26 protein-coding genes and 1 pseudogene are annotated in these 26685 nt (G+C 67.8%); 8 read left to right on the top strand and 19 right to left on the bottom strand.

The genetic code is table 11. The annotated features are described in order from the left end of the window. Positions 1-255 precede the first annotated feature (255 nt). Positions 256-669: a hypothetical protein gene (locus OHA05_RS36795; RefSeq protein ID WP_328863076.1), complete on the top strand. Its 414-nt coding sequence runs from the start codon at positions 256-258 to the stop codon at positions 667-669. Between the two features lie 240 nt (positions 670-909). Next, the gene (locus tag OHA05_RS36790; RefSeq protein WP_328863002.1) at positions 910-2031 is read left to right on the top strand and encodes an IS630 family transposase; all 1122 of its coding nucleotides are present in this window, start codon (positions 910-912) and stop codon (positions 2029-2031) included. On the opposite strand, the gene OHA05_RS36785 is transcribed toward OHA05_RS36790, so the two are convergent. Then, complete coding sequence (locus OHA05_RS36785; RefSeq protein WP_328863075.1) at positions 2028-2330, bottom strand: EF-hand domain-containing protein; 303 nt, start codon at positions 2328-2330, stop codon at positions 2028-2030. The genes OHA05_RS36790 and OHA05_RS36785 overlap by 4 nt on opposite strands. A gap of 230 nt (positions 2331-2560) precedes the next feature. On the opposite strand from OHA05_RS36785, the gene OHA05_RS36780 reads away from it, so the two are divergent. Beyond that, positions 2561-2803, top strand: a complete 243-nt coding sequence (locus OHA05_RS36780; protein ID WP_328863074.1) for a hypothetical protein — start codon at positions 2561-2563, stop codon at positions 2801-2803. Here OHA05_RS36780 and OHA05_RS36775 read toward each other — a convergent pair. Together OHA05_RS36775 and OHA05_RS36770 are read right to left on the bottom strand one after the other, a co-directional pair. Further along, positions 2787-5012 (bottom strand): haloacid dehalogenase-like hydrolase, encoded by a 2226-nt coding sequence (locus tag OHA05_RS36775; protein ID WP_328863073.1) that lies wholly within the window; start codon positions 5010-5012, stop codon positions 2787-2789. The two genes, OHA05_RS36780 and OHA05_RS36775, sit on opposite strands and share 17 nt — an antisense overlap. 225 nt (positions 5013-5237) lie before the next feature. Then, positions 5238-5387: a hypothetical protein gene (locus OHA05_RS36770; RefSeq protein ID WP_328863072.1), complete on the bottom strand. Its 150-nt coding sequence runs from the start codon at positions 5385-5387 to the stop codon at positions 5238-5240. A gap of 76 nt (positions 5388-5463) precedes the next feature. On the opposite strand from OHA05_RS36770, the gene OHA05_RS36765 reads away from it, so the two are divergent. Continuing rightward, positions 5464-6348 (top strand): SDR family NAD(P)-dependent oxidoreductase, encoded by an 885-nt coding sequence (locus tag OHA05_RS36765; protein ID WP_328863071.1) that lies wholly within the window; start codon positions 5464-5466, stop codon positions 6346-6348. Further along, positions 6345-7340: a 3-oxoacyl-ACP synthase III family protein gene (locus OHA05_RS36760; RefSeq protein ID WP_328863070.1), complete on the top strand. Its 996-nt coding sequence runs from the start codon at positions 6345-6347 to the stop codon at positions 7338-7340. Before OHA05_RS36765 ends, OHA05_RS36760 begins: the two co-directional genes overlap by 4 nt. A 536-nt stretch (positions 7341-7876) precedes the next feature. Here the strand turns inward: OHA05_RS36760 and OHA05_RS36755 are convergent. The 12 genes from OHA05_RS36755 to OHA05_RS36705 all read right to left on the bottom strand — a co-directional run bounded on the left by OHA05_RS36755 (position 7877) and on the right by OHA05_RS36705 (position 17754). Further along, on the bottom strand, positions 7877-8224 hold the full coding sequence (locus tag OHA05_RS36755) for a hypothetical protein (protein WP_328863069.1): 348 nt from the start codon (positions 8222-8224) through the stop codon (positions 7877-7879). 282 nt (positions 8225-8506) lie between these two features. Then, complete coding sequence (locus OHA05_RS36750; protein ID WP_328863068.1) at positions 8507-9100, bottom strand: isochorismatase family protein; 594 nt, start codon at positions 9098-9100, stop codon at positions 8507-8509. A gap of 93 nt (positions 9101-9193) precedes the next feature. Continuing rightward, entirely contained in the window at positions 9194-9883 is a 690-nt protein-coding gene (locus OHA05_RS36745) for an HNH endonuclease family protein (RefSeq protein ID WP_328863067.1), read from the bottom strand. 271 nt (positions 9884-10154) lie between these two features. Beyond that, a complete protein-coding gene (locus tag OHA05_RS36740; RefSeq protein ID WP_328863066.1) occupies positions 10155-10331 on the bottom strand; it encodes a hypothetical protein in 177 nt (58 codons plus the stop codon). A 139-nt stretch (positions 10332-10470) separates the two neighbouring features. After that, positions 10471-11136 carry a hypothetical protein gene (locus tag OHA05_RS36735; protein WP_328863065.1) on the bottom strand — a complete coding sequence of 222 codons (666 nt, stop codon included), beginning with the start codon at positions 11134-11136 and terminating at the stop codon, positions 10471-10473. A gap of 509 nt (positions 11137-11645) precedes the next feature. After that, on the bottom strand, positions 11646-11972 hold the full coding sequence (locus OHA05_RS36730) for a hypothetical protein (protein ID WP_328863064.1): 327 nt from the start codon (positions 11970-11972) through the stop codon (positions 11646-11648). A 1101-nt stretch (positions 11973-13073) separates the two neighbouring features. Continuing rightward, positions 13074-13304: a DUF5133 domain-containing protein gene (locus tag OHA05_RS36725; RefSeq protein ID WP_328863063.1), complete on the bottom strand. Its 231-nt coding sequence runs from the start codon at positions 13302-13304 to the stop codon at positions 13074-13076. 516 nt (positions 13305-13820) lie between these two features. Then, entirely contained in the window at positions 13821-14093 is a 273-nt protein-coding gene (locus OHA05_RS38330) for a M23 family metallopeptidase (protein ID WP_443043865.1), read from the bottom strand. Positions 14094-14186: 93 nt separating this feature from the next. Beyond that, positions 14187-14693, bottom strand: a complete 507-nt coding sequence (locus OHA05_RS36720) for a carboxymuconolactone decarboxylase family protein (RefSeq protein WP_443043864.1) — start codon at positions 14691-14693, stop codon at positions 14187-14189. Positions 14694-14910: 217 nt separating this feature from the next. Next, positions 14911-15774, bottom strand: a complete 864-nt coding sequence (locus tag OHA05_RS36715; RefSeq protein WP_328863061.1) for a sigma-70 family RNA polymerase sigma factor — start codon at positions 15772-15774, stop codon at positions 14911-14913. Positions 15775-15960: 186 nt separating this feature from the next. Continuing rightward, on the bottom strand, positions 15961-16761 hold the full coding sequence (locus tag OHA05_RS36710; protein ID WP_328863060.1) for an alpha/beta fold hydrolase: 801 nt from the start codon (positions 16759-16761) through the stop codon (positions 15961-15963). Between the two features lie 519 nt (positions 16762-17280). After that, positions 17281-17754, bottom strand: a complete 474-nt coding sequence (locus OHA05_RS36705; protein ID WP_328863059.1) for a hypothetical protein — start codon at positions 17752-17754, stop codon at positions 17281-17283. 139 nt (positions 17755-17893) lie between these two features. On the opposite strand from OHA05_RS36705, the gene OHA05_RS36700 reads away from it, so the two are divergent. Together OHA05_RS36700 and OHA05_RS36695 are read left to right on the top strand one after the other, a co-directional pair. Continuing rightward, complete coding sequence (locus OHA05_RS36700) at positions 17894-18577, top strand: hypothetical protein (RefSeq protein ID WP_328863058.1); 684 nt, start codon at positions 17894-17896, stop codon at positions 18575-18577. 660 nt (positions 18578-19237) lie between these two features. Next, positions 19238-20458, top strand: coding sequence for an alpha/beta hydrolase family protein (locus tag OHA05_RS36695; RefSeq protein ID WP_328863057.1), 1221 nt, complete (start codon positions 19238-19240; stop codon positions 20456-20458). A 408-nt stretch (positions 20459-20866) separates the two neighbouring features. Here OHA05_RS36695 and OHA05_RS36690 read toward each other — a convergent pair whose 3' ends face one another. From OHA05_RS36690 to OHA05_RS36680, 3 genes are all read right to left on the bottom strand, one after another. Then, positions 20867-22027, bottom strand: a complete 1161-nt coding sequence (locus tag OHA05_RS36690; protein WP_443043817.1) for an amidinotransferase — start codon at positions 22025-22027, stop codon at positions 20867-20869. Positions 22028-22323: 296 nt separating this feature from the next. Further along, positions 22324-22464 carry a hypothetical protein gene (locus OHA05_RS36685; protein WP_328863056.1) on the bottom strand — a complete coding sequence of 47 codons (141 nt, stop codon included), beginning with the start codon at positions 22462-22464 and terminating at the stop codon, positions 22324-22326. Positions 22465-23526: 1062 nt separating this feature from the next. After that, the gene (locus tag OHA05_RS36680) at positions 23527-23757 is read right to left on the bottom strand and encodes a DUF5133 domain-containing protein (protein WP_328863055.1); all 231 of its coding nucleotides are present in this window, start codon (positions 23755-23757) and stop codon (positions 23527-23529) included. 675 nt (positions 23758-24432) lie between these two features. On the opposite strand from OHA05_RS36680, the pseudogene OHA05_RS36675 reads away from it, so the two are divergent. Next, a pseudogene (locus OHA05_RS36675) lies at positions 24433-25291 on the top strand (SPFH domain-containing protein); the annotation flags it as partial. A gap of 264 nt (positions 25292-25555) precedes the next feature. Here OHA05_RS36675 and OHA05_RS36670 read toward each other — a convergent pair. After that, positions 25556-26617: a PucR family transcriptional regulator gene (locus tag OHA05_RS36670; RefSeq protein ID WP_328863054.1), complete on the bottom strand. Its 1062-nt coding sequence runs from the start codon at positions 26615-26617 to the stop codon at positions 25556-25558. Positions 26618-26685 lie beyond the last annotated feature (68 nt).

Genomic DNA, 26685 nt, shown 5'->3' with positions numbered 1-26685 from the left:
AGCAAAAAGGGGGGAGCGCCGGTAGTGCGAAGTGTTCGGTTGGTGCTCCTTGTTGATGTTTGGGAGGGACTGCTTCACGCGTTGGTATGGAGCAGCGCGAGCAGCACCGTTTCGTCACTCACTGCATCTACTTGGCTTCATTCGGTGACGCCGGTCGGGAGTTTCCCTTCTCCATCGACTGGCGGCACGACCATCCCGACTCCCCGGCCGACGCTGGCCCAACAGCGTGCTCGCGGCCGAGAAAGAAGCAGACACATGCGAATTTCTGCCTCCCGTACCAGCCGAGCCGTCGCGCTCGCTCTCGGCGCCGTGACATCACTGGCCGTTCTGTCCGGCACTGCCGCGGCCGCCGACATGGACGCCCCCTACGCCCGCGCCGCCGCAAAGGTCAGCGGCACCGCTTCGCTCCTCGGATCCAAGAACGTCGACGCCGTCACCCGGGGCACCGGCACCAACCAGGCAGGCGTGTACTGCGTCAAGGTCACGGACTCCAACATCAACCTGGCCGGCGCGGCGATCGTCGCGACGATCAACAACAGCCGGGGCGAAATCACCGCCATCGGCGGACCCCACGGCTACTGCGGCAGCGCCACCGACACCATCACGATCGTGACGAGCGACAGCAGCGGCAACTCCGCAGACAGGCCGTTCACCGTCGCCGTGCTCTGACCTCGCCACACTCGACGAGGTCCGTATCACGCAGGCCTCGGCATTTCCGTTTGGGGAACGGTCACGGTGACCGTTCCCCAAACGCTTACCCAAAGCAGCCCGTTCTGGACTGGCGGCGCTTGACCTGCGCCTACCGCGTGACGTCGGACAGCGCTCCGTCGGCACGGGCTCCGTTGGGCCCGTGCCGGCGGGCGGCGATCAGCTAGTGTCCTGCGCCAGAGATCCGTCGTTAATTCGTTTATGAGTGCTTCTGGGGATGTGCCGGTGTCACGTCGTGGTCCGAAGTTGGAACCGTTGTTGTTGTCGCCTGATGAGCGTGTGGTGTTGGAGCGTTGGGCTCGTAGGGCGTCATCCGCGCAGGCGGTGGCCTTGCGGGCCCGCATCGTGTTGGCATGTGATGGTGCTGACGTGCCGCCGATTGTCGTGGTGGCACGCGAGTTACATATCGCGGCGGACACGGTCCGCAAGTGGCGTCGCCGGTTTTTGGCCGCACGGTTGGACGGGCTGGTGGATGAGCCTCGGCCGGGCCGGCCGCCCACCATCAGCGTGGACCAGGTGGAGGCGGTCGTGGTCAGCACGCTGGAGGAAATCCCGAAGAACGCCACTCACTGGTCGCGTTCGTCGATGGCGGACCGCAGTGGCTTGTCGAAGTCGACGGTGGGCCGGATCTGGCGCAGGTTCCAGCTCAAGCCGCATTTGAGCGACACGTTCAAGCTGTCGACCGATCCGCTGTTCGTGGAGAAGGTCTACGACGTGGTGGGGCTGTATTTCAACCCGCCCGAAGGAGCGGTGGTGCTGTCGGTGGACGAGAAGTCTCAGATCCAGGCCTTGGATCGCTCTCAGCCTGTGCTGCCGATGATGCCCGGCATGCCCGAGCGCCGCACTCACGATTACGTCCGCAACGGTCTGACCACCTTGTTCGCGGCCTTTGACGTCGCGACTGGCGAAGTCATCACCTCACTGCACCGTCGGCACCGGGCCGCGGAGTTCAAGAAGTTCCTCATCAAGATCGACAAAGAGGTCCCCGAGCACCTTCAGGTCCATCTGATCTGCGACAACTATGGCACCCACAAGACCCCGGCCATCAAGACGTGGCTGGCCAAACACCCGCGGTTCCACCTGCACTTCACGCCCACCGGTTCCTCCTGGATCAACCAGGTGGAGCGATGGTTCGGCTTCCTCGCAGACCAGAAGATCCGCCGCGGTGCCCACAAGAGTGTGCGCTCCCTGGAAGCCGACATCCGCGCCTGGGTCAAACAGTGGAACGAGAACCCGACCCCGTTCACTTGGACCAAGACAGCCGAAGAGATCCTCGATTCACTCGCCCGCTTCTGCCAACGGATCTCTGGCGCAGGGCACTAGGCCAGAAGCTTGGCCAGAGTGGGAGCGAACGACGACTTGAAGGGCTCTTCCTGGAAGCCGGAAAACTCGGCCTGGGAGAGCCGACCGTCGCCATCCCTGTCGAGCTTACGGAAGGCGGTGTCCATGGAGCCCGCATCATGCGGAATTCCACGGCCCTCCAGCGCCGACGTGATCTCGGCCAACGTGACGAAACCGTTCTTGTCGGCGTCGATGACGGCGAATGCCTGGTCAAGCTGAGTGGCGTTCATATGCTCCTCCATCAGTAGCGGCGTGCGAATCGGGCGGAACGAACCAGCCACGAGGGACGCGGTCGACGCGTCACCTGGCTCAGGATGTGCCGCGCACGCTGACCGGGTTGTGAACGCGGCCAGCGGGTCCCCCGAAAGAGGGGCTGGTCGGCCTGGGGCAGGGCAAGACGGCGGCAGAGCAACGCCGTCCCCGGGCAGGGCGGTGTGGGAACGGCAGTACGCGGACGGGCCGCTGCGCCAGGCGGTCCGAGCCGCCCAGCCGCCGGGTGGCAGAACCGGGCATGACCTTCACGACGTCGGATGTCGCCGCTGCCGGCATCAAGGCCACCGGCAGCGTCACCGCTGCGCTGATCGGGCGCTACCGGCCCGCGGGCGTTCCCCGGCTGGGCAGCAAGGAAGACCGGGCGGGGCTGTACCGGCGGCTGCTCGATGCCTCGACCCGCTCGTTCAACTACGCGTTCCAGTTCTCCCACCTGCAGCGGGAGTTCTCTGCGTTCGGGGGGTGGGTCAGGCGAGGTGGGTGAGGGCGAGGAGGACGAAGACGTCGGCGAGGACGGGGATGGTGTAGCGCAGCGGGCGGGGGGCGGCTTGGTCGGAGGGCGAGGTGTATCCGCCGTCGGGTTTCTGCTGGCGTAGCAGGTAGTGCAGGCCGGCGTGGACGGTGGGGTGGTTGCGGTGGGTGGGGGCGAGGGCGGTGAGGGTGTAGGCGGTGCTCATCGGGTCGCTGTCTTCGCCGGGAGTCTGGCCCCATCCGCCGTCGGGGTTGGCGGTGACGAGCAGGCGCTGGTGGATGGAGGCGATGGCCGGGGCAAGGCGTCCTTGATGGCTTGCGGGGTTGTGGCGGTGGGCGAGTGTGAGGGCGTTCAGGGCGCGGAGCATGGCGTTGGCTTCGCTCAGGCTCCAGCTGCGTTCGAAGGTGCCGTCGGGTTTTTGCGTGTTGAGGAGGTAGGCGGTTGCCCGCTTCAGCAGGGGGGCGTGGGTGAAGTGGTAGGGGTGCAAGGCGGTGAGGGTGTTGGCGGTCATGGTCGGCTCGGAGGGCTGTCCGGGCAGGTAGGTGGGCATCCCGCCGTCCTGGCCCGGGTGCGTGGTGAGCGACTGCCGGGCGAGGGCAATGTGTGCCCGGTACCGCTCGGGGTCGAGGGTGTGCAGGAAGGGCAGGACGTGGGTGGTGGTGTCCACGTCGGTCTGTACGACGTCCTGGGCGTATGCCCAGCCGCCGTTGTCGGCCTGCTGTGCGGCGAGGTAGTCGCCCATCGCGAGCAGTACCTGCCGGTCGGCGCCTGCGCGCGCCAGGGCGAGGCCTGCGGTGGCGGTGGAGAAGATCTCCTCGCCGGCGATGAACGGCATGCCGCCGTCGTCGCGGACGGCTTTGGTCAGGGCCGTGATGCCGTCGTGGATGACCCGGTGGTCGGGCACGGTCCGCTGCAGCGACAGCAGCGCGAACAGGTGCGCGAACACGTTGCCCTCGATGATCCCGCTGCTCTGGCCGCGTTCGGTCAGCCGTAGCAGGCGCGTGGTCAGTTCCGGGGCGACGGGTTCCGGCACGTGCAGGTGGTGGATGGCGATTTGCCGCAGGCGGGTCCAGGTTGCCTCGTTGTGGTGCTCGAACGCGTGGGAGGGGGCATCGACGTGGAAGGGCTCGGGTCCCACGACGGCGAGGATCGCCTCCAGGGCGAGCTTCTTACGGTCGGAGGAGTGCTGGGCGGCGCCGGTAAACGTCTGCTCGATGAGCCGGTACCGGTCCGTCGGCGCGATGCCATTCAGGGTGGCGTCGATGACCGCGGCATCGAAGGCGTCCGCTGCCGTACGGCTGCGCGACAGGTAGGAGCGCAGTCGGTTCTGCACACCGGGCAGGGTCTTTTGACGGCGCAGCAGGGTCAGCATCAGGGCCGACTCGGTGACCCGGCTACAGCACTCGCCCGTGATGGCGCCCTGGCCGCCCACTTGGGCCAGCAGCCGTTCGGTCAGCCGCCTCGATGCGCTGCCCACCGACGGTGCGAGGGCCGCGCGGTGGGCCGGCGGCAGGTCGCGGGCCGGGGCCGGTGGAGATGGGGGCAGGGTGGCCTGGTCGCGCAGATACGTGTGCAGGCTGGTGCGGTCACACACGGGCCATGAATGGTGGCGGGCCAGCATCCTGAGAGCGGGGGACGGCTCGAACGCCACGGGCCGGCCGGCCCGGCTCAGCGACGAGACGTCGCCCAGGGAGTTGCCGACCGCCAGCGAACCCGGCCAGTCGATGTGCCCGGCGCCCACCAAGTCCTGTGCAGCCCTGTCCTTCCCGCCGGCGACCGTTGAGGCAACCCGGCCGGTGAACAGCCCGTCCACCGCCTCGAACTGCGTGCCCCGGTATAGAGTCACGCCCAGCTCACGGGCAAGGTGAGCCAGCATCTCCTGCGGGCCCCCCGAGATCAGCAGGGGCACATAACCGGCCTCCCGCAACGTCGCGGTCAGCGGCCTGGCGAAGGCGAACAGCCGCTCGCGTTGCCGCTGCCACAACCGGGCCGTCACCACGGACACCGCCCGGCACGGCACATCGGTCAGCATCGCGGCGAACAACTCGTTCAACCGCGCCGCCGCCTGCGGTTCCTCCGCATCCAAGGTCAGCTGTGCCCGGCGCAGCCGCTCGAGCCGATCGCGGGGAACGAGTCCTTCCTCGGCCAGCATCGTAGGCAACGGGCCGGCCAGCGTGCCGGCGATCAGGGTCCCGTCCACATCCAGCACTGCGATATGCATGCTCCGAGCCTCGCGGGCACGTCACCGCACCACGCCGAATCCCCCGCCCTGTCACCCGATCGAAGACACCAGCGCGACCTTTTGTGATCGTGGGAGCGCCGAAGCTATGTGTTGCGGATGACGTTGCGGTTCCCTTTTCCCGATAGGAACTGGGGCGTTGCAGAGCGCGACGGTATGGCCCGATGCATCGACTCGATGATCTGGGCCGGGATGACAATGCGTCCGTCACCCGGAATCACGCAGGGGTGTCTCCAGGGCGATTGCGGCGTTGGGGCCCGACTTGTGTCCGTCGTACGAGTCGCCGTGCAGGGAGTCAGGGATCGCGACGAATCCGGAGCCGGGCCACAACTGTGCTTCTTCCTCGTCGTTGCTCACCGTGCGGTGGCGCACAGGGGCGCGAGCCGTCGGTGGATCCTGAGTGAGTGAGGTAGGGGTGGCGGTGGATAGCTCGGTGGGGCGTCCAGAACAGCGCAGTGTGGTGGTCACAGGGGCGACCGGAGGCATCGGTGCGGCGACGGCGCTGCGGCTGGCCGGTAGTGGCTTTGATGTGATCGCCACGGCGCGCAGTCAGGAGAAGGCGGATGTACTGATCGCTGCTGCGGCGGCCCGCGGGCGGGCACTGAGGACTGTGGTGCTGGATGTCGCCGAGCCGTCTTCCTGCGTCGAGGCGATGGGGCGCATCGTGGACATGACGGGTGGTGGTGCGTGGGCGGTGGTGAACAACGCCGGGGTGCCGCAGGCGGGGTCGTTGGAGGACGTGACCGATGAGCAGGCGCGCCATCTGCTGGAGGTGAACCTGCTGGGGGCCATGCGGATCTGTCGCCTCGCCCTGCCGGGGATGCGCCTTCGGGGCGAGGGCCGGATCGTGAATGTGTCGTCCGGTCTGGGGCGGGTGCCCTGGCCGTTGGGCGGCTGGTACAGCGCGAGCAAGCACGCGTTGAGCGCGCTCACCCACTGCCTGCGCATGGAGATGGCGCATGCGGGTGTCCGGGTGTCTTTGGTGGAGCCCGGGGCGTTCGCCACCGCGATGCTGGACCGGGCGGTCGACGATCTCGCCGGGGCGGATCGTGGCGGGGCCGGCTACGAACGGTCGCGGGCTCTGTTCACGGCTGTCAACCAACGTGTCCCCGGCCCGCAACCGGTCGCCCGGACCATCGAGAAGGCCCTGTCCTCCCGCCGCCCCAAAGCCCGTTACTCCGTCGGTCTCGACGCCCGCCTCCTCGTACCCCTGCACGAGGTGTCACCGCTGTGGCTGTCGGACAGGGTCAAACACACGATCACCGGTCTGCCCCCCAGGGCCCCACAGCGCGCCGGCGCTGGGAAGAGGGCGGCATGAGCCTCTACAGCCGTATCACGCAGGTCGCCGTCCACCTGCCCGCTGGCCGCGAGAGCTCGCAAGCAATCGAGGACCGGCTGCGCGAGCACAGCCCCGGGATGCGGATTCCGCCCGGCTTGCTGCGGAGGCTGTACGGGCTGGACGAGCGCATCGTCGCGGTCGAAGGCGACCTGCCGTCCGACCTCGCCTCCCGCGCCGTCCACCGCGCACTGGAGCAGGCGGCCCTCGCCCCGGGCGAGATCGACCTGCTGCTGTTCGCCGCCGTCAGCGCCGATGTCCAGGAACCCGCCAACAGCCACATCGTCGCTGCCCGGACCGGACTGAGCTGCCCGGTCTTCGACATCTCCAACGCCTGCAACAGCGTCCTGAACGCCCTGGAGGTTGCCGACGCCTTCATCCGCAGCGGCCGCTACCGGCGCATCCTCATCGCATGCGGAGAAACGCTCAGCCGGCTCAGCCGATGGACACTGCCCAGCCCCACCGCACTACGCACCGGACTCGCCTCCCTGACCGGCGGAGACATGGGCGCCGCCCTGCTTCTCGAAGCCTCCGCCCAACCCGGGATCACCGCCCACACGTTCATGGCGAACTCCGCGGGCTGGCCCGCCGCCACCCTGTTCAACCCCCACCAGGCCCCCGGCAAGCCGGCAGGACTGCACATCGACTCCGACCAGCTGCTCGCCTCCTTCTTCGGCCTGGACACCCGCGCCGCACAGTGGGTGAAGGAACAGCACACCGATCCGGAACACCTTGGCCTCGCCTGCGTCCACCAGCCGTCCGTCCCCTTCGTCCGCACATTCTGCGAACGCGTCGGTGTCCATCCCGACGCCATCGTGCCCACCTTCCACCGCACCGGGAACATGGGCGCCGCCACCCTCCCCCTCCAGCTGGCCCTCGCCATCGAGGAGGGCCGACTGCGCCCAGGGATGCAAGTGGCCTTGTTCGGCATGGCCAGCGGCGCCAGTGGCGGCGTCATGCTGATCGACTGGTAGTGCCATGCCCAGCAGCATCCTGGGCAACCACGTCACGACCTGATGAGACCCTTCAGCACAACGTCTCAGCGACCTGGACGCCACTGACTTCCGCCGAACCAGGCGCGCCAGCTCCGGGGCCCAGTGAGTTCCGGCACCTCGGAGATGCGCTCCGCAGTGGTGGTAAAGGCGTGGTTGAAGGTATTGGTGGTGAAGGCGTGGTTGAAGGTGAGCGGTCCGGCCTGTACTCATTGCGAGCGGCCCAGCACGGTGGCCCCAGTCGTCGTTGCTGCCATGGCTGAAACGCTACACACGGTCACACAACGTGAGGGAGGGGGCTTGGCAAACCCACCCTTCGAACGTTCAGGAAGTGCAGCCGATGTAGGAGGAGGTACTCATGCGCCGTCAGGACCATGCGCGGCCAAGCCGGCGAGCGCCTGCCGCGCGCTGTCCATGATGTCGGAGGCGTACCGTCGCGTCGCTGCGGGGCACGGGTCGGTGTCCTGGCGGCGGTCCTCCTGGGCTTGCGGGTATGCCTTCAGGGAGTTCGGCGCGGATCAGTGGAAAATGACTGACCGGAACTTCAGGCGCTCGCCCGCGGCGCCGGTGTGCGGACGCAATGTGTACTCGTCGCCCGAGCAGTCGGCGTTCCTGAAGACGATCGCGACGCTGGCTGTGCGATTCCTCGGCGAGTGAGCGGGCGGCTGGCTGTATTCCTGGGCAGCCTCGCCAAGGGTGATGCACCTCCCGCTCGCGGGGTCGTGGAGAGTGGCCTGCTCCTCCGCGCCGCTGTTGTCGATATACGTGTAACTGAAGTCGCCCTCGGTCGCGTAGGCGGAGCCGGGGACGGTCAGGAGCAGCACGGCGGCACCGGCCGCAGCGGTCAACGTGTCTCGAAGACGCATCAGTTGATTCCTCGTAGTCATGTCGTTCCTTTTGACGGCGCATCGCGGCACCACGATGCGGGAGAGCGTGCCCGGCTCATCGGCCCAGGTCACTGGTGCGGCCGCCGACGGCGCCGCCTGTATCACCGACCCGAATGAGGGCATGCACCCCTACGCCGTAGAGCAGCCGGATGAGTCCGGTACATCAGCTCACCGGACGGGCTCCCGCGGCCCCTCAAGGAATCCTGGGAGCCCGTTCTCGTGTCATGCCCGTCCCCTTGGCGGGCAGGTGACCCCCAGCCGCTACTGCGGGACTGGTGTCTCACCGGAGACCACCACGCCTGCCCGGCGAAAGTCCTCCAGGGTCGACGCTGTGGTGTCCGGGGCGACGCCGACCGAGTAGTCCAGGAGCACGCGGGCGCGGAACCCGGCCTTGACGGCGTCCAGCGCGGTCGCGCGCACGCAGTGATCGGTGGCGATACCCACCACATCGACCTCTTCCACCTCCCGCGAGCGCAGCCAGTCCGCCAGGGAGGTGCCGTGTTCGTCGGCGCCCTCGAAACCGCTCTTGGAGGCGCTATGGGCCCCTTTGAAGAAGACGGCGTCCACCTTGTCGCCCGTGGCCGTGGGAGCGAAGTTCGGGTGGAACTCACCGCCCTCGCCCCCGGCCACGCAGTGGACGGGGAAGCTGTCCTTGAAGTCGGGGTTCTTCGAGAAGTGGCTCCCCGGGTCGATGTGGTGGTCCCGGGTGGCCACGACGTACTGATAGTCAGACCCGGCGCTGCGCTCCACCAGATCGGCGACAGCGGTCGCGATCCGCGCCCCGCCCGCAACCGGGACACTGCCTCCCTCACAGAAGTCTTTCTGCACATCCACGACGATCAAGCCTCGGCCCATGACACACACCTTTCAGTGAAACGGATGAACAGGACACACACCGTTCCGGCGAGCCGAAACTCTCGCAGGCCGGCAATCCGGAGCGGGTGACGGCTACGGAGCAGGGGTGTACGACACGACGCCGTCCTGGCAGGGGCCTTCGGCGAACACCTTCAGCGCCTCGAGTTCGGCAGCGTCCACGGCGAGTTGCCAGCGCAGCTTGGTGGCCACCCACTCCCCCACGTACCGGCACTGCGCATCCGGGGCCGGCGGCATCCACTCGGCCGGGTCCTGGTCGGACTTCTGACGGTTCGTACGGGCCGTCACCGCGACCAGCGACGCCGCCGCGCCCTGATCGTTGGCGTACGCCTCACGCCGGGCGGCCGTCCAGGCAGAGGCACCCGAATCCCAGGCTTCGGCGAGGGGCACCATGTGATCGATGTCCAGGGCACCAGGATCGGTGACCTCCTGGCCGTCGTAGTAGGAGAACCAGGCACCGCCGGTCAGCCTGCAACCGGGGCCCACCTCCGGAGCCCTGACCGCCTCGGCCAGGAGGACCTCATTACGCGTACTGCACCCGTCCGTGGCGATATCGCCGGAGTTCCAGTGCCGAAACGACGAACGGGTATAGCCGGAACGGTCCTCACCAGCGAGCCGCATCCGAACGATCGCGTCGGAGAGCGTCGTCACCTGCGCAGCCCGCGCCCCGTCACCCACCTGGGCGGCCTGTACGGGGCTGGAAGCGATGAGCGGGACAACGGCAAGAGTCAGCGCGCCGAAACCCCGCAGAAAGTTCTTGATCACCCCCGTGTTCTACCGGCCCCCCGGCCCCATCGGACGCCCAACCCGGTGTCTCTCACCCGCACGGGCGGACACATTCACCGCAGGAACGATCCACCGCCGGAACCGCCATAAGCAGCTGAGCCTCCGAATGTCCCACGCCTGAAGGTGCGAGGCATTCGACGCAGGTGCCTGTTGCTGAACCCTGTACACCCGGCGGACGAAAGCCATGAGGTGAACGGGAAGCCACCACCCACCCCGCCAGCCCGACCGGTTCAAAATCAGCACGGACGACTCAGAAGTCCCCCTCACCGTCACCGTCAGTAACCGAAATTCCCTGCCAAAAATTGACCCTGATGCCGCCGTCAACGGGTGCCGCCTGCGCCGTGGCAGCAGCGCTCACAACAGCCAGGAGGACCAGGGACGGCACGACGATCAGAGCGGCTGCCCTGACCTGCTTGATGCGCTTCATCAGTTCCCCTCAAATTTGAACTAGTTACCGGGCTCGCCCCCGGCGTGTTCTTCAACGCTCTCAAAGCGAGCCGGTCACTGTGACCGCTGGTTCTTGAGCCACTTGTCTCGCGTCAGCCCAGCCGTATCCGTTCGGGAAACTACGGCGCATGGCTCGCAGAGCTTGGCCAGACTCTCGCCGGTTTCGAGATCGACAGTGCTGGAGATCCACGACCCCTCACCGGTTCTCGGGGAGTCGTAGGAGGCGCGGCGGGGCCGGCGGCGGTGTAGCGGGTGGCGGCCTTGACGCCGAGGCCGAACAGCTCACAGATCAGCAAGGCATCGCCGCCGGCGGCCTGTACCTCGTCGACGATGCGGTCGCTGCGCAGCACGTGGGCGGAGTCCGGGTACTGCCGGTACAGCCAAGCACGGGACACCGGTCTGGTGGACAGTGCGGAGCGCCGGGTGATGAAGAGGTGGGGATTGGCGGTGCCGGGCCAGCGGTGGCTGCGATGGGCGAGGTAGGCGGCCACGGGTACGCGGACCGGTTCGGCGAGCAGGACGGTCCGTCCGGGCATACACGGAGGCCCTGTCTGCGCCCCGAGGGCCTGGTCGAGCGTCAGGTGGCGGACCTCGCCCGCACGCAGGGCGTGGAAGACGATCAGGGCGGTGACGGCGGCCCGGACCGGGCCCGGGGTGGCGAGGGCCTGGCGGATCGGAGCGAGATCGGCCGCCGGCCGAGGGATCGTGTACGCGGGCGAGCCGACGCGCAGGTGCCCGGCCGGGTTGCGGTCGAGGACGCCGTGCGCGTGCAGGACCGTCCGCACAGCGGAGACGGTCTGGCAGTAACCGCCACCCGTCAGGCGCAGGCGCCCAGGCGTGCGCGGAGCTGGAGAGGAGCCACGTCGGCAAGATCGCGGACGCCGGCGGCGGCGAGAGGGGCGAGCACCGACGCGGCGTAGCGCAGCTGGTAGCGCACCAAGTCTGGGGTGCGTGGCTGGCTGCGCGAAGGCTTGAGGCGCAGGGACATCCAGGTGGCGAGCTGGCCGGTCATCGGCTCCGGCAGTGCCTCCCGGACGACCCCGGGTCCGCCTGGGCAGGCAACGGTGCAGACAACCGTGCCGCGCCACCGACATGCAGTGCTTGGAGGCCCCGGCCCTCCACGGGCAGCGAGGCCTCCGAATGAGGCGAACGGATGGACGCCCGCCTCGCCTGCACAACGAGAGGACCTGACACCCAGTCACGCCTTCGCGCGAGACAGCACCCTGCTGCGCACCGCTCGCCTCCACAGGGACGGTATGGGGCCGCCGGGCACACACGAACTCCCGTGCGGCCGTCAGTCCAGAGGCGGCAGGTGGGGCGGGAAATGCCGCTCCAGGATTCTCGTCCACTCCGGGAGAGTGACGCAGCCGGCCCGCTCCGCCTGTGTCTGGACCAGCTCGCAGAGTGCGGCGGCAATCGGCGCAGCGGGATCATCGGCTGTGAGGGCTGCGGCGGCCTCGCGGACGCGTTGGAAGGCGCCGGGGAAGACGCCCTCGGCCCATGCCTGCTCTTCCTGGACCTGGCGGGCGCTGTCCTCGATGAAGATCCTGTTCGCGAGGTGGCCGGGGCAGTCCGGCAGATGCCACGTCTCCGTTATGCTCCGGTCTTTGTTCACCGTCATGATGCGAAGGTTCTCCCGGCCTGGACCGGCCTTGCAGTCCTCGCACTCGACTCGCTGTACCTGTGGGCGGTCGTCATGAGTCACGGTTTGCAGCCTCCCTGAACGGTCACCTCCGCCCAGCCTGGCAGCAGACTTCACAACCCGGCCAGGAATGCATCCGGATACATCAATTCCGGTCACAGACCCGGCCCGTCACCCCGAAGAGCGGTTTCTGAAAGCGACGGCTTGCCCGGCCGACCCTGAGGCAGATCGCCCCGCCTTTCCAGGTCACCGCTTGCGGCCCGGGACCTACGCTGCCCGCCATGGCAGACCACACAGAGCTCCCGTACCGGGTCACCGCCGTACTCACCAGCGCCGGCTGCGACAACACCCCTCGCAGGGCGGGCGCAGGGCACCGAGGACTCGAAGGGGCGGCCCCGTTCGGCTCACCAGGACTTCATCGTTAAAGTGGCGCCGGAAGCGGGCCGCTCCGCTGTAACGGGGGAACAGCGGACCGGGCCACTTCACTGTGTCACCGAAAGGGGCAGTCCGTCCCACTTCCGGCCGTAGCCATCCGATTTCGGCCAGGGCTTCCCAGCGTGCGGAGCCCGCGGGCCGGATCATCGAACGTACTCCGGAGAAGGCACCGGAGGTGGGGAAGAACCCGGGACGCGGCCGATCACCCTGCCCGGCCCTCGCACCGCCAGAAGGCACCGGAAGGCTGCAAAGGCAACGGCCCCGGCACCCTGCGTGAGAGGTGCGGGGCCGCTCGGCACGTGCGAAGCGATGCAGATGCCGCGGTGCACACAGCACGCTAGCGACTTGCGCCTCCCCCACTGCGGAACACGGCCGAGGCAGAACAACGGCTGCACCTATTTCGCTTCGCATCCACCCGCCTGGCGCGTAACGCGCAGCAAAAGGACTCCGTTAAGCACACGCCGGAGCGGCCCACCTACCCGGGCACGCCGCTCCGGCGTCACAGACCGCGCCGGGAATCGTGTGCCGCCCAGCGCCGGAAGTACGCCCTGCCCCGCCGTCACGGGACGGTGCAGGGCGTACGACTGCTGCCGAAGCGAATGAACGTATGTCTGCTTCCGAAGCGGACGGCACGGCTGCCCGTGCTCAGCCCGCGGCCACCAGAGAATCGTCCTCGGGACGGGCTCCGGGCAGCCGGTGACGGGCTGCGATCAGCGCCGCATCCACATCCCGCGTACCGGTAGAAACACACAAGGTGTACGCCACGTCTTCCATCCGCTGACGCACAGCGTGGCGGCCCTTCTCGGCGTGCAGCGCACGCAACGTCTCGTACTCCTCCACCAGATCCTTCAACACCGCAGGGTGAGCAAGAAGCATGATCTGCCTCCAACACGCGAGCCGATACCGCGAAGCGAATACCCCGGGCAGCACCCTTCATTCACCCCACTGATACTTCCAGCACGGCTGGCCAAGAGCCTGCCGCGAGCAGCAGTTTTCGGCCACGCACCCGAACGGCCCGTTGCAGTACGCGTGACGGCTATCCATCACGCTGGACTGGCTCCCGACGTCCACGCAGGCGCGTCCGGCCTCAGGAGACACATGCTGGAAGGGAAGGGCTTGCCCAGGCCCCTCCTGTGGGCAGCCCGCCGGGGCGTGGGCCAGTTCTGAGCGGTCCTGGCCCACGCCCCAGCCCAACGGCCGCCCGTGACCGGTCACCCGGGCAGCCCGGCCTTCGGCTTCGAAGTCGCTGACGACGACACGACATGGCATCCAGCCGCGGAAAGCGCATGCTGGCGAGAGGGCTTGCCCCAGCCCCCGGGCTTACCCATCAGGGTCACAGGACTTGACGTTACGGTGCTGGGAGGCGGACCCCAGGAACGCAGGGCACCCTCTCTAGCGCGGGCAGTCGTACGTAAGGCGGGGGTTGATTCGTTCCCCGCCTTGCTGCACTTCGAGGTGCAATCGGGCGCGGCCGTCCCTGGTGCCGCTTGCCCCCATCTCGCCGATCTTGGTCGCGCTGTTGACAGAAGTGCCAACGCCAACGGAAGCCCTTCTCAGGTGCGCGTAGGTGGTCTTCATGGTGTTGGGATGGGTGACCACGATGTACTGGCCCAGGGCTCCAGAGCTGCCCGTGGATGTGACCGTTCCGGCGAGTCCTGCCTTGATCGGTCTTCCGGCGGTGTTGGCGATGTCGAGCCCGTGATGGAAGCCGGCGGGGCTGGGGGGCGTGCCGGGCCCGCGTGGGCGTGTGCCGTTGGGTTAGTTGGTCGTGGTCGTGCGCCACTGCTCGGCCATGGAGACGCCGGGCAGGGGCTTGCCGATCAGTGCGAGGGGGATGAAGAAGTTGACCTGGCCGATCACCATGGCGAGGGTGGCCAGTGCCCTGTCGTCGTAGTGCTCGACCGCACGCGCATACAGGTCGTCGGGGACTCGCTCGCCGTGGCCGCCGGGCGTGAGGACGGTTTCTACCAGCTCCAGTGCCACACGCTCGCCGGGGGTGAAGTAGGGGGCGTCCTTCCAGGAGGCGACGGCGGCGATCTTCTCCTCCGGCACTCCCGCGCGGCGCGCGTTGGCGGTGTGCATCACCGTCAGGTAGGTGTTCTCGACGAGCTGCCCGGCACGCAGGTGGACCAGGGTGACGGTGCTCCGGGGCACCGCCCCGTTCCCAATGATCTTGAACAGGGCGGTGCTGACGTCGCCGAGTTCGGGCACCAGCTGCTGCGGGTCGGAGAACCGGGAAGTGAGAGTGTCGATGCTGTTCGTCATCGTGGTCATCGTCGGTGTCCTCTTGTCAGTGCGGGCTGATACCCGGCCCGCTTGATTGGCTCGCTTCACTGCACTGACGACGCCCGCGCGGCAAAGGTGACCGGCCGGCCCAGAATTCTCCGGCCGGTTGTGAGACAGGTGCCGCACGCGTGTCAACGACCACGGCCCCCGCCCCGAGGACGCACGGTCATCGGGACGGGGGCCGGCAGTCGAAGAGTCAGTCGTCGGCGGACGCGAGGCCGAGGTGGGCCAGGCGTGCGGGGTCGGACAGGATGTCGATGGCGACGATGCTCCCGCCGGCGATGGTGAAGCTCATGACGGACAGCGGCTGCCCATCAAGGGTGTTGACCAAGCCGGCGAAACCGTTGACCAGGACCGGGCGTGTGGTGGCAGCCGTGGCCATCCGCTGGAAAGTGTCGAGCCGGCCAGCCACCGCGGTCGCACCCCGAATCGTCCGCAGACCACCGGTGAGAGCACCGCCGTCCACGCGCAGCACCACGTCCGGATCCAGAAGGCCCAGCAGCGCGTCGAAGTCGCCGCTACGGGCGGCACTCAGGAACGCGTCCACCACCCGGCGCTGGTCGGTCCGGTCCCGGTCCGGGGGCGGCGTCGTGCCACGCACCCGCTGCCGCGCCCGACTGGCCAGCTTCTTGGCCGTCGCGGGCGTGCGGTCGACGACCGGCGCGATCTCCTCGAACGACAGCCCGAACAGGTCGTGCAGCACGAACACCAACCGCTCCGCTGGACGGAGCGACTCCAGCACCACCAGTAGAGCCAGCCCCACCGAGTCCGCCAGCAGCGCCTCCTGCTCAGGATCGGCACGCTCATCCCGGCTGATCACCGGATCGGGCAGCCGCTCTTCGAGCGGCTCCTCGCCGCGCCGCTTACGGGCACGGAGCATGTCCAGGCAGACCCGGCCGACCACCGTCGTCAGCCAACCCCCGAGGTTGTCGATCCGGCGGTCGTCGGAGCCCGCCAGACGCAACCAGGTCTCCTGGATCGCGTCGTCCGCCTCGGCAAGGGAACCGAGCATGCGATATGCCACCGCACGAAGATGCGGCCGGTGCTCCTCGAACTGCATAGCAAGAAGCTCAGGGGGATTCACGATCACAGGCCCTTCGACGAGACGGCATCGCTTCCCTGACGTCCCGCACACGGGAAAGGTGACGACGCGCATTCTGCCCACCCGCCCGTACCAGACCAGTCGGGCCAGAAGTGAATCGGGTGTGCGCCGCGTGCGGGTGAAGGCACGAGACCGCCGGCGTTCTCAAGCAAGGCCATCGAGGAAGTCCTCGAGGGCGGCATGAAGTACACCGGGCTGTTCCAGGTGCAGGTCGTGTCCGGTGCCGGGGATGCTCATGGCCACGGTGGCGGGTCCCTGCCGGAGCATCTCGTCGGCTTCCCGGACGGGGACGAAGCTGGACTGTGCCAGGACGACCAGGGTGGGGCACGCCACACGCTTCCACTCCGGCAGGTAGGAACGCTCGGCGGCCTCCGCGACCGAGCAGACCATCACATCCCGGGCGAAGCGCGGCCACCAGCCGTCCTCGCGGACCTCCAGGCCTGCCGCCCACCCTGCGCCGACCGGCCCACCGCCGAAGAACGCAGCCGCTGCCTCGCGTGAGGGGAACGGCGTCGGCCAGGTGTCGAGCCAGCCGCCGATGCCCGCGGCGGCATCCGGGTCCGGACCCCCCGGGCCAGCCTCGACGAGCACCAGCGCGCGCACGAGTTCGGAATAAGCCGCGGCCGTGAGCATGGCCGTGTGCCCGCCCAGCGACTGGCCGAACACTACCGGCCGACACAGACCGAGTTGCTCGACTGCGGCGACGACGTCGGCGACATGGGCGGCCCGGGAGACATCCCGCGGATGACGCTCACTCGCGCCGTGTCCTCGCTGATCGACCGCGACGACCCGATACCGGGAAGCCAGCCGCGAGGCCACTGCCTCCCATTCACCGGCATGACCGGCCAAGCCGTGCAGCAGCACGACCGGCTGCCCCGTCCCACCCCAGTCCCGGCAGACAAGCCGGACCCCGTCGCGCACCACCACGTGCTCGGACCACGCCACACCGCCCCCAGGAAATCGACTCGCCCCGATCATGCCCAGACAGCCACGAGCCGCACGCAAGGCGGGCCGCGCCTCGTGAGACTGCGGCGCGGTAAGAGCCCTGGCTCCGGCCACATCAACGGTGCTTCGCGTGGTCAACCTGCGACCGCAGCAGGGCAACTGCCCCTCGTCAGACCCTGATGACAGGATCACCGATGTGGACGCCCTGAGCGCCCTCAACTCCTTGTGAATGAACTGAACAGGAGCGTTTTCCCTTGCGACTGCATCGCGTAGCGCCTGGCATCGCCGCAGGCACCCTCGCCCTGGCTGCGTATCTCACAACAGGTGGCGCTTGTCGATGAGTTCGGATGTCACCCGAGGGCCTGTGAGCCTATGAATGTCGGCGAGTTTCGATGTCACTCGGGTGCACGCACAGTTGTGTACGACGACTGAAAATGCCCAGGAAGGTACCCCTGAGCTTGCCCAGCTCCGTGAGGTGCTTCTCAGGGTCTTGGTGCTCCCGCTCCGCTGCACGCCGCGTCAGCCAGAGGCCAGACTCTTGCGCGCTGCGGTCATGAACGCGGCCTTGTGCGTCTCGAGATGCTCGTTCACCTCGGTGTCGCCGATGTCTCGCCACACCGCCTGGTTGAGCGCGTACCCGTAGAGGCGGACGGGCTCGTGCAGCGCTTCGTCGCCCATCAGCATCACGTTGCCCGATGCCGTCCATAGCGCGGTCATGACGGGCCCGGCGGCCGTCATCCAGCCGCTTTCATCATCACCCCACGGCTCAGGACGGTTATAAGCGACTCGCTCGGCCTCCTGCGCTTTCGCAACGAACTCCTTGAGCACCTGCAGCTGTTCCGCCCGACGGCTTTCCGCTGCGGCCACAACCTGCCTGCGTTGCTCGGTCCGCTCGGCGGACCGCTGAGTGGCATGCTGGGCAAACGCCGTCAACCCGCCCCCGAGCACAACGCCAGCGAGCGACAAGATTGGTCCCCAGATGTCACCTGCCACCGTGATACCCCTCCAAGATCACACCCACGAGCAAGGACATGCTACGAAGACCACGGACGGTCCGGGAACACAACTGATCAGTCCCCGGACCGCCTCGGTCAAGGATGTCCCGCCGTTCACACCGTCTCCCGTCAAGGCGGTGTTCAGGGACGTGACTTCGCTGCATGTCTCCCGGCCGGCCGCGTGGGCCGCCGCGTCGGTGACGCGGACCGTGCTGACGGAAATCATCGACGGCGCGAGGAGAGCGGCGGCGGAGGAGGACCGGAAGCGACTGGTACCCCGGGACCTCATCTCGGCGATCGACCGGAACGTCGAGGTGGAGGTGGGGTCCACGTGGTACCTCCACAGCCCGACCTTTCATGGCCTGATGGGTGAGGTGTACGACGCCAAGGGTGTCCTCGTGCCTCTTCGTCAGCGTCGCGGGTCGCGCAAACCGAGTGGTGTGGCTGGCGCCCACAGGTTCGAGGCCGGGGTCAGGAAGCTGCTGAGGAGCCGGGGGATGACGGCGGTCCCTGCGATGGTCCGCGACCTGAACGGCATCGCGAGCGTGTTCCTGACGGACCTCGCAGGAGACGCGGCCATGGTCGTCCGCGAGGGCGGGGTCAAACGTTTCGGTACGGTCGCCCTGGTGATACCGGGCGAACCGGCCCCACCCCCGCCCCTCAAGGATCCCCTCCTGGCCCTCTCGACCCGCTGCGGGGACCGGCGGACCATCGGCAGAGATGACGTCTTGGCCGCTGTCACGATGCACTTGTTCGGCAAGCTCAGGCAGCGCGCCCTCACCGAGGCACGCGAGGCCGCACGGAACGCCTCGGCCGCCTGAACGGGTGTAGCCGGCACGCCGCCTGCGCTCCTCATTCCCTCATTGCGCACCGAAGGCAGTCCGGTTCCCCGGCTCGGTGTGGGCAGCACTCGCGTCCGGCCGATCGGTCTGGCTGTGGCCGCATCCCCACGGCCGTCGCATCGACTGCGCAGCCCGCGCCACCGCCGTTCGCCGATCTGCGCGTCGGGGATCCGAGCGGCCTGGCTGACCGACCGCGGGGCAGCTACTGGTGCTGGTCTTGCAGGCCTGGGATTCTGCGACTCCAGCGGCCTCACCGCTGTACTGGTGGCCAGGCTGGCCATCGAACGCAGCGCCGACATAGCCTTCGCATCAGTCCCGCCAACGCCCAACGCATCCTGGGCGTCGTCGGCCTGGGCCCGGTGTTCACATTGGTCCCGACCCCCGCAACAGCCACCACACGCCACTGGGGCGCCCGCAGATCCAGCTGTCGCCGACAGAAACCGTCGGATCAGGACTCTGGACCGCCGAACCGGAAGACTCGGGTCAGACGGCGGCGCTGACCAGGTCGTCGACGAGGCGGCGGACAGTGGCTCTCATACTGCGGTGACATCCCGCACGCCAAGATCACTCTGTGGACGTATGCGCAAGTACCCCTGAGGGCCGACGTTTCCGCAACAGCCGAGGTCTAACTTCAGCTTCATGACCACCAGATCACGCAGAGCCGCTGCGGCCGCTTTGCTCACCCTCGCCTTGTCTGCTCCGCTCTTGGGTGCCGCACCTGCCTCCCCTGCTCACGATGCGCAGTATCCGGCCGGGGCTCCAAACACCAGCGTTTTGGAGTTACCCCTTCCCGCCGGCCCCCACCCGGTGGGCCGCCGCACCCTGCACCTGGTCGACCGCCAACGTACAGACCCGTGGGTGCCAACGTCGGGGAACCGGGAACTGATGGTGTCCGTGTCTTACCCGGCCCGCTCAGCAAACGGGTCACCGGCGGCCTACATGACTGCCGACGAGGCACGGCTCCTTGTAGAGGCCAGAGGACTCAGCGGGATCGTGCCGACCTCAACAGTCGCCGGAACGCGTACGCATGGCGTGGTTTCTGCTGCCCCGGCGCCGGGCCGCTTCCCCTTGGTGCTGCTCTCTCCCGGGTTCTCGATGCCGCGCAGCACCCTCACCTCCCTCGCCGATGATCTCGCCAGTCGTGGCTATGTCGTCGCCTCGGTTGACCACGCCTACGAATCCGTCGGCACGGATTTCCCGGGAGGTCGGCTATTGACCTGTGCGGCATGCGACCAGGTCAGAACCCGCGCGGAAAAGGGAGCCGTCGTGCGCGGCCGCGCGAAGGACATGTCCTTCGTGATCGATCAATTGACGAGCCGCCAGGGTACTGAGCTGTCCCGCATGATCGACCCGCGCCGCATCGGGATCGCTGGTCATTCGATCGGGGGAGCGACCGCAGCGGCCACCATGGCCATCGACGATCGCGTCAAGGCAGGAGCCAATCTCGACGGTGACTTCTACACCTGCCCTGCTGCGACAGGGCTCGCCCGACGTCCGTTCATGATGCTCGGTGCCGAGTCCACGCACAGTCCCAACAGCCATGACACCGACTGGCCTGCAACCTGGAGCCACCTGGACGGCTGGAAACGCTGGCTCACCACAACCGGAGCCGAGCACTTCTCGTTCACCGATCTACCCTATTTGGCCAACCAATTGGGGCTATCGGACCCAGCAGTCCCGCTCTCAGGAGAGCGCGGGTGGCACATAACCCGCGACTACATGGCAGCCTTCTTCAACCTCCACCTGCGGTCCATCCCCCAGCCCCTCCTCAATGGCCCCACCACCTCTCATCCCGAAATCGCATTCCGGCAGCCACAGTCCGGCAGCCCAGAACAACCACCCGCAGCCCCCCTTCAATAGAACGCCAAGTGTGGAGAAAGCCTCGTCATACCACGAGCTGCGGTCGTCGAGAGAGTGCAGCGCGGAATCGAGAGGCACTCACCGAAAGTAGACCGGGGCGCGGGTGGCTGCGAACCAGGACCAGTGACAGGCCAGACAACACCGAAGAACTCCCGCGCGGCGCGTAGTGACCGGAACCGAAACAGCGGCCGCAGCTGGCCGGTCTCGGACTCGGGTGGGCGGCGGCCAAAGATCAGTGACAGCACCCATAGCAGTACGAGCTGTCGGGGAACCGGATGACTCGTCGTGATGGTGATCTTTGCGGAGCATGACGATACGCCGACCTACCCGATCCCAAGCGGGCCACGTCCCTCCTGACAAACTACGCAAGTCCTGAGATCACGCCGCCTGAGACCACTGGGCGACTGGTCAGTCGACGTACGTTTCCAGCGTGCCGCGCCGCCGGATATCGAGCGTCGCGCAGTGGTAGGAGCCGCCGAACGGCGCGTAGTGCAGCAGATCGCAGGGAATCGGTTCGAACCCCCACCGCTCAAGCGCGCGCAGCATGCCGGTGTGGTGCCGCTCGGCGATCACCCGCTTGTCATCGATCATGAGCACGTTCATGCTCAACCACTTGCCGCACATCGAGGTGATCCTGAGCAGACGCTCGTCGATCGGATCGGGCTCGGGAGCGACCAGGACGTCCCACGAGCCGAGGATGTCGGGCAGCCGGTCGACGTCGATGTACTCGGGATTGACGAGAACCTTGCCCGGCGCGAGCGGGACGAAAGTCGTGTCAATGTGCATGGGTGTGCGGCAGCGGCTTTCGATCTCGTGAACGCGATAGCCAGGGCCCAGATGCCGGCGCAGCCACTCGATGCCCATACGGTTGGTGACATTGCTCCGTGTGACGAATAGGTCGCGGCCCGCGCGCACGAAGTCCGCCGCGTCGAACACTGGCTCGAACTCGGTGAGGATGTAGCGCATGGGCTCGCCGGCCTGCGGGACGGAGAAGTTCGTGTCGAAGAGTTCGTCGGTGAGCTGAGGCTTCGGCGCCGCTGTCCAGCGCGCGCCGCGCAGGAAGTAGTCCTTGAGGACCGGGCGATAGGAGTGGGTCTCGAAGTACCGGCAGGGCCACGCCATCGGAGTCTCGATGATCTCGTCTCCGATCACGAGCATGCTGTCGCGCGGGCACGTGTTGCAGAACCCGCGCGACGACCAGTCGGGAGTGCCGAAGCGTCTCTTGTGATCGACCGGCTCCGGACGCCTGACCGTGACCCCTAGGACCTGCAGGAGAGCGATGAACTCGTCGAGCTCTTGCTGCGCCCGTTCAATCAGCAGGCGCGGATACCTGAAGCCCGCGGCAAGCCCCTGCGCCCGCGCCGCCCAGGGCGGAATGTTGCAGGTCACGACCGGGTGATCGGAAGGGATCGTCGCACCGTCGAGTCGCCCGACGATGATCTCCTCCAGTGGATCCCACTCATTGTGGGAACCCACCGGCGAAACGACGGGCTCCGCAGCATCGACGCAGTGGGGACCCACTCTGGCATTCGGTGTCGCCGGGATACCCGGCCTCTTTATGACCGACATGCTCGACCGCTTTCGATCACGACACTACCCACTACGCCGCGTGCCCTGAATCCAGCAGGCGACACGCTGACAGCCCAGGTGGCAGGCCTGTGCTGGGCTGGTCCGCACGGGTGACGGGACGCCGCCGTCACCGAGGCGTAGGTTGCTTCACATCGCCGAAAAACCCGGCTCGGCGGCCGCTCTCATGTCCCTCGAGGGTCGCGGGCGGTCGTCTCAACAGCGCCTGCCCGACACGCGACCTCGCACACATAACCCCCGGCGACGAATCCCACAGAGCTCTGGGCAGTTGACGTCCTTCAGGCGGCAGCCGCAATCGGCAGGCGGGCACGAATGCGTTTGCCGAACGGCCGGCGCTGCACCTCGAACCCGTCACAGAGCGCCATGACGATCTCCAGACCGTGCTGCCCGACCCGGCCCGGCTCGGCCTCCTGGGCCATGGGCTGGACCGGGCTGGAATCCGTAACAGTGATCTCCAAGGTCCGGCCCGTGAGTTCCAGGTCAACCAGCGTCGTCCCGCGAGCTGGTCACGAACATAGGCACGGCTCGCTTTCACGGCATCGCCTGACCCATTCGGGCCGCATTCTTGGTCATCCCCGTGTGCTGCATCGTCAGCCTCGGAATCCCTTGTCGTGCACGGCTCGCTCCCTACGTGTTCCCCGTCATCCTCTCCCGTCACAACCAGCCGCGTACCGAACCCCGCACGCCCCACTGGTCAGGAGGTGGCAACCGCCACGGTGGCGCGAAGGGTCAGGACCTGGTCGGCCCCGGTGTGATCTTGCCCGCGTCCTCGACGCGCGGCAGCGCTCCTCCTGCCTCCATGGCATACGCCGAGGCCGCCCGGTCAGCAAAAAGGAGATCCGGTCAGCTGCAGGGCGGTCATCACGGTTCACCTCCCCATCGGTGGACTTATGCCTACCAGGGCCCATGCCCCGCTCCCGGCGCCCGCACACAGGTCGAAGCCGCCGCGGTGGGGCTTTCCCGGCGTGCGACGGCCAATGGCGGGCCGCATCATCGAAATATGTCTCCGGAGAAGGCACCGGAGGTGCAAGAACCCGGGATACGGCGGTCTCCGTATCCCGGGCCTCGCCACGCCGGAAGGCACCGGAGGCCTGCGAAGGCAACGGCCCCGGCCCCCAGGGAGAGGGGCCGGGGCCGGTCGGCACGCGCAGGCGAAAGCAGATGCCGATGTGCACACGGCACGCTAGCGATCAACACCTCTCCCACAGCGGAGGCACGGCCGGGGCCGAACAGTGACCGCATGGCTCGCTCGTCGCGTCCACTCGCCTGGCGCGTAACGCGCAGGAAGAAGCCCGCGTTAGAGAACACGCCGGAGCGGCCCACCAACCCGGGTACGCCGCTCCGGCCCCACAGGCCGCGCCGGGAATCGTGTGCCGCCCAGCGCCGGGAGGTACGTCCTGCGCCGCCGTCACGGGACGGTGCAGGGCGTATGTCCGCCTCCGAAGCTTATGCCTGCTTCCGCAGCGGGCGGCTGCCAGTGGTCAGCCGGCGGCCACCAGGGAATCGTCCTCGGGGCGGGCGCCGGGCAGCCGGTGACGGGCGGCGATCAGAGCCGCATCCACATCCCGAGTCCCGGTAGAGACGCACAGGGTGTAGGCGACGTCTTCCATCCGCTGCCGCACCGCGGGACTGCCCTTCTCCGCGTGCAGCGCACGCAACGTCTCGTACTGCTCCACCAGATCCTTCAACACCGCAGGATGAGCAAGAAGCATTATCTGCCTCCAACACGCGAGCCGATACCGCCCAGCGAATACTCCCAACAGCATCACCCATTCACCCGTTTGCCACCTCTTGCGCGGAGGGCCGCGCGCCTGCTGCGGCCAGCAGTTTTCACCTCTCATCGCGCGCGGCACCCGCCTCAAAAATTTGAACATTCACGGAGTCCAGACGGAGAGGAGAGGCATCGTGATGGATCACCTGAGCGATGCACGGGATCTACGCGACGTCGTGGCTGGCTGACGACCACGGCTCCCACAGGCGGGCACGCCGGTCCCCTCGCAGTGGAAGCACCCGCCGCCGCCCGGTGTGCTGCGGGCGCCGATGGTGCCGGCGGCATTCTGGAAGAGCCGGGTAAGGCCGATGGTGTGCGCCGCGTGGATCGGGAGTTCCTGTCGTCGGCCAAGCGTGACGTCCAGCGTGACGTCGGGTCGGGCGAAGTGGGTGTAGGTAAGGCCGGCGGTCAGGGTGCGGAGCGTCTCGTGCAGTTCGCCCATCGTCTCCGCGCCGGACAGATGGACGCGGGCCGCAAGGATAGTGTCCGTGGCTGCGGTGAAGGACAGCAGCCCGGCCGGCCGGGCGAGCGGTCCAGTCCGGCCCACGGGGTCGGGGTGCGTGTGCTGGAGCCGGATCAGGGCGTGCCACAGGCTGCCCGGCAGGTCCGAGGCGGGGACAACCTCGTGGTGAACATCGATACGGTGCTCTACTACCAGATCATCACCGACCCGCGGGCGGCGGCCTACGAGGTCGCTGACTAACTGCATGCGATCGATCAGCTCACCGTGACCACGCTGCGGAACGTCATCGGCTCCATGGATCTGGAGGCGACCCTCACGTCACGTGAGGAAATCAACGCCCGGCTCCGTACCGTCCTCGACGAGGCCACCGGCAAGTGGGGCATCCGGGTCAACCGCGTCGAGATCAAGGCCATCGATCCGCCGCACACCGTCAAAGAGGCGATGGAGAAGCAGATGCGGGCCGAGCGTGACAAGCGCGCGGCCATCCTCCACGCCGAAGGGGAACGACAAGCCAAGATCCTGACCGCGGAGGGCACGAAGCCTGGAAGCACAGGGCACACAACAAGCCATGATCCTGCGGGCGGACGGCGAGGCGAAAGCGGTGGAGCTTGTCTTCCAGGCCGTCCACCGCAACAACGCCGACCCGAAAATCCTCGCCTACAAGTACCTCGAGACGCTCCCGCACCTGGCGAAGAGCGACAACAACACGTTCTGGGTGATCCCAGGAGAGCTGACCGAGGCAGTACGGACCGTCACCAGCGCATTCGGCGACCAGTCCACGATGGGCCTTCCCACGTCATCACAGCCGGAGGAAACAACCACTACCGACGGCGCGGCCGCCGAAGGCGGAACTCCGGTGCTCGAGGCCAGCACGGCACTTTCGCTCGACGCTGCCGCTGCTGCTGATGAAGCCGCAAAGCAAGCGACCGCCGCAGTCAGCGACGCAAAGGCCGAAGCCGAGGCCGCGCGATCCCCTCAGGTGCCGGGCCGGGCACAGACGTCCAGCGATTGAGCGCCGACGGCGAGAGAGCCCCGGGCATCCCGATGCGCAACCGCCGACTCGCCGTGCGGGCCGATGCGGACGATCGAAGCGGCCAGGTCCGCAATCGCCCCGATCACAGACCCGGCCGGAGGCCGACTGAGGGCCCAGCGGCAGCAGGGCCCCGAGCCTGCCCGCGATCCCGCCTGGTTCTGTGGTGTGAGGTCACAAGCGCCCGTCCGGCCGCGTGCGTGGAGGTCCCGCTGGCGAGCCCGCAACAGGACAGTCAGGAGTCAGTCAGAGGTCCTGGTGCGGCCAGTCGAGCAGTCGAGCACCGATGACGGCTGTCTGAAGGGTGTAGCGGTGGACCGGGTTGCCCGGGTCGGCCCCCGTCAGCTTGTGGATGCGATCCAACCGGTAGGTCAGCGCACGCACGCTCAACGACAGTCGGCGTGCCGCTTCCGCGGCAACACAGCCTGTGTCGAAGTAGGCGATGAGGGTGTCGAGGAGAGGTTGTGCCCCACCCCGGGCGCCCTTGAGCGGGCCGAGTGCACTGCGTACCAGCTCTGCCATGGCCTGCCGGTCGCGCGTCAGCACCGGATAGACCAGGAGATCCGACGCATGCAGTACGGGATCCTCCAAGCCCATGCGGTCGGCCAGGTCCAGGGCGTTCAGAGCCTCCTCGTAGGAGTGAACGACACCGCCTGCGCCCGGATGGGCACGGCCGACGGCAACGCGGCCGTCGTCTGTCGCCGCGTACGCCTGCTTGGCGAAAAAGCTGAGCACGTCGGACTGGTCGCCCGGCGCGATGCAGATCAGCCGTCCGTCCTTCGTGGTGAGCAGAATGCGCCGGTCGCTGAAGCGGGCCACGAGCGCGGACTCGACCCGGCGGGTGAGGAGATGGCCGTCGTCATAGGGATCGCTGCTCTGCGCCACGGCAACCGCGTGGGCATGGGAGAGCAAAAGCCCGAAGCGTACGGCGCGCTCGGCGAGCCGGCCCAGATCACTGCGGCCGTAGAGCAAGTCGTCGACGAACTCACGTCGGGCCGCCTCCTCCTGACGCACCGCCAGACGCTGCGCCCGCTCGTGACCTTCCGCGAAGGCGTCCACGGCCTGTTCGACGCAGGGGAGAAGGTGGTCGCGCGCAACAACTGTGAGCTCTCCTCTCACCCCCTGGGCCGCGGCAAGATGGGCTCGGACCAGGACCCGCAGGCCGATGCCTGCTTCGGCGGCCCGCTCTCCCTGGATCCGAAGGGAGTCCAGTTCGTCACGCGTGAGCTTCCGACCAGTGGCGCAGGCACACGTCAGCGCCTCGGCATACCCCTTCAGATACGCCTCCGGCCTCTCCTGCTCCGCCATGACACTCCCGTCCCTTGCCCCGCCGACAGCGCTTTCCGACGCGCTGGATTCACAGGCCGTGCGCCCTC

Origin of the sequence: Streptomyces sp. NBC_00306 (genome assembly GCF_036169555.1) — a bacterium.
Classification (GTDB): domain Bacteria; phylum Actinomycetota; class Actinomycetes; order Streptomycetales; family Streptomycetaceae; genus Streptomyces; species Streptomyces achmelvichensis.
Note: the sequence above shows the minus strand (reverse complement) of the source record. Positions and strands in the feature narration are given on the sequence as shown.

Excerpts from the sequence above, each read along its gene's own strand:
- OHA05_RS36795 (WP_328863076.1), top strand. The coding sequence starts at position 256 with ATGCGAATTTCTGCCTCCCGTACCAGCCGAGCCGTCGCGCTCGCTCTC.
- OHA05_RS36790 (WP_328863002.1), top strand. The coding sequence starts at position 910 with ATGAGTGCTTCTGGGGATGTGCCGGTGTCACGTCGTGGTCCGAAGTTG.
- OHA05_RS36780 (WP_328863074.1), top strand. The coding sequence starts at position 2,561 with ATGACCTTCACGACGTCGGATGTCGCCGCTGCCGGCATCAAGGCCACC.
- OHA05_RS36775 (WP_328863073.1), bottom strand. The coding sequence starts at position 5,012 with ATGCATATCGCAGTGCTGGATGTGGACGGGACCCTGATCGCCGGCACG.
- OHA05_RS36760 (WP_328863070.1), top strand. The coding sequence starts at position 6,345 with ATGAGCCTCTACAGCCGTATCACGCAGGTCGCCGTCCACCTGCCCGCT.
- OHA05_RS36755 (WP_328863069.1), bottom strand. The coding sequence starts at position 8,224 with ATGCGTCTTCGAGACACGTTGACCGCTGCGGCCGGTGCCGCCGTGCTG.
- OHA05_RS36750 (WP_328863068.1), bottom strand. The coding sequence starts at position 9,100 with ATGGGCCGAGGCTTGATCGTCGTGGATGTGCAGAAAGACTTCTGTGAG.
- OHA05_RS36740 (WP_328863066.1), bottom strand. The coding sequence starts at position 10,331 with ATGAAGCGCATCAAGCAGGTCAGGGCAGCCGCTCTGATCGTCGTGCCG.
- OHA05_RS36730 (WP_328863064.1), bottom strand. The coding sequence starts at position 11,972 with ATGACGGTGAACAAAGACCGGAGCATAACGGAGACGTGGCATCTGCCG.
- OHA05_RS36725 (WP_328863063.1), bottom strand. The coding sequence starts at position 13,304 with ATGCTTCTTGCTCACCCTGCGGTGTTGAAGGATCTGGTGGAGGAGTAC.
- OHA05_RS36720 (WP_443043864.1), bottom strand. The coding sequence starts at position 14,693 with ATGACGAACAGCATCGACACTCTCACTTCCCGGTTCTCCGACCCGCAG.
- OHA05_RS36715 (WP_328863061.1), bottom strand. The coding sequence starts at position 15,774 with ATGCAGTTCGAGGAGCACCGGCCGCATCTTCGTGCGGTGGCATATCGC.
- OHA05_RS36695 (WP_328863057.1), top strand. The coding sequence starts at position 19,238 with ATGACCACCAGATCACGCAGAGCCGCTGCGGCCGCTTTGCTCACCCTC.
- OHA05_RS36690 (WP_443043817.1), bottom strand. The coding sequence starts at position 22,027 with ATGTCGGTCATAAAGAGGCCGGGTATCCCGGCGACACCGAATGCCAGA.
- OHA05_RS36685 (WP_328863056.1), bottom strand. The coding sequence starts at position 22,464 with ATGGCCCAGGAGGCCGAGCCGGGCCGGGTCGGGCAGCACGGTCTGGAG.
- OHA05_RS36680 (WP_328863055.1), bottom strand. The coding sequence starts at position 23,757 with ATGCTTCTTGCTCATCCTGCGGTGTTGAAGGATCTGGTGGAGCAGTAC.
- OHA05_RS36670 (WP_328863054.1), bottom strand. The coding sequence starts at position 26,617 with ATGGCGGAGCAGGAGAGGCCGGAGGCGTATCTGAAGGGGTATGCCGAG.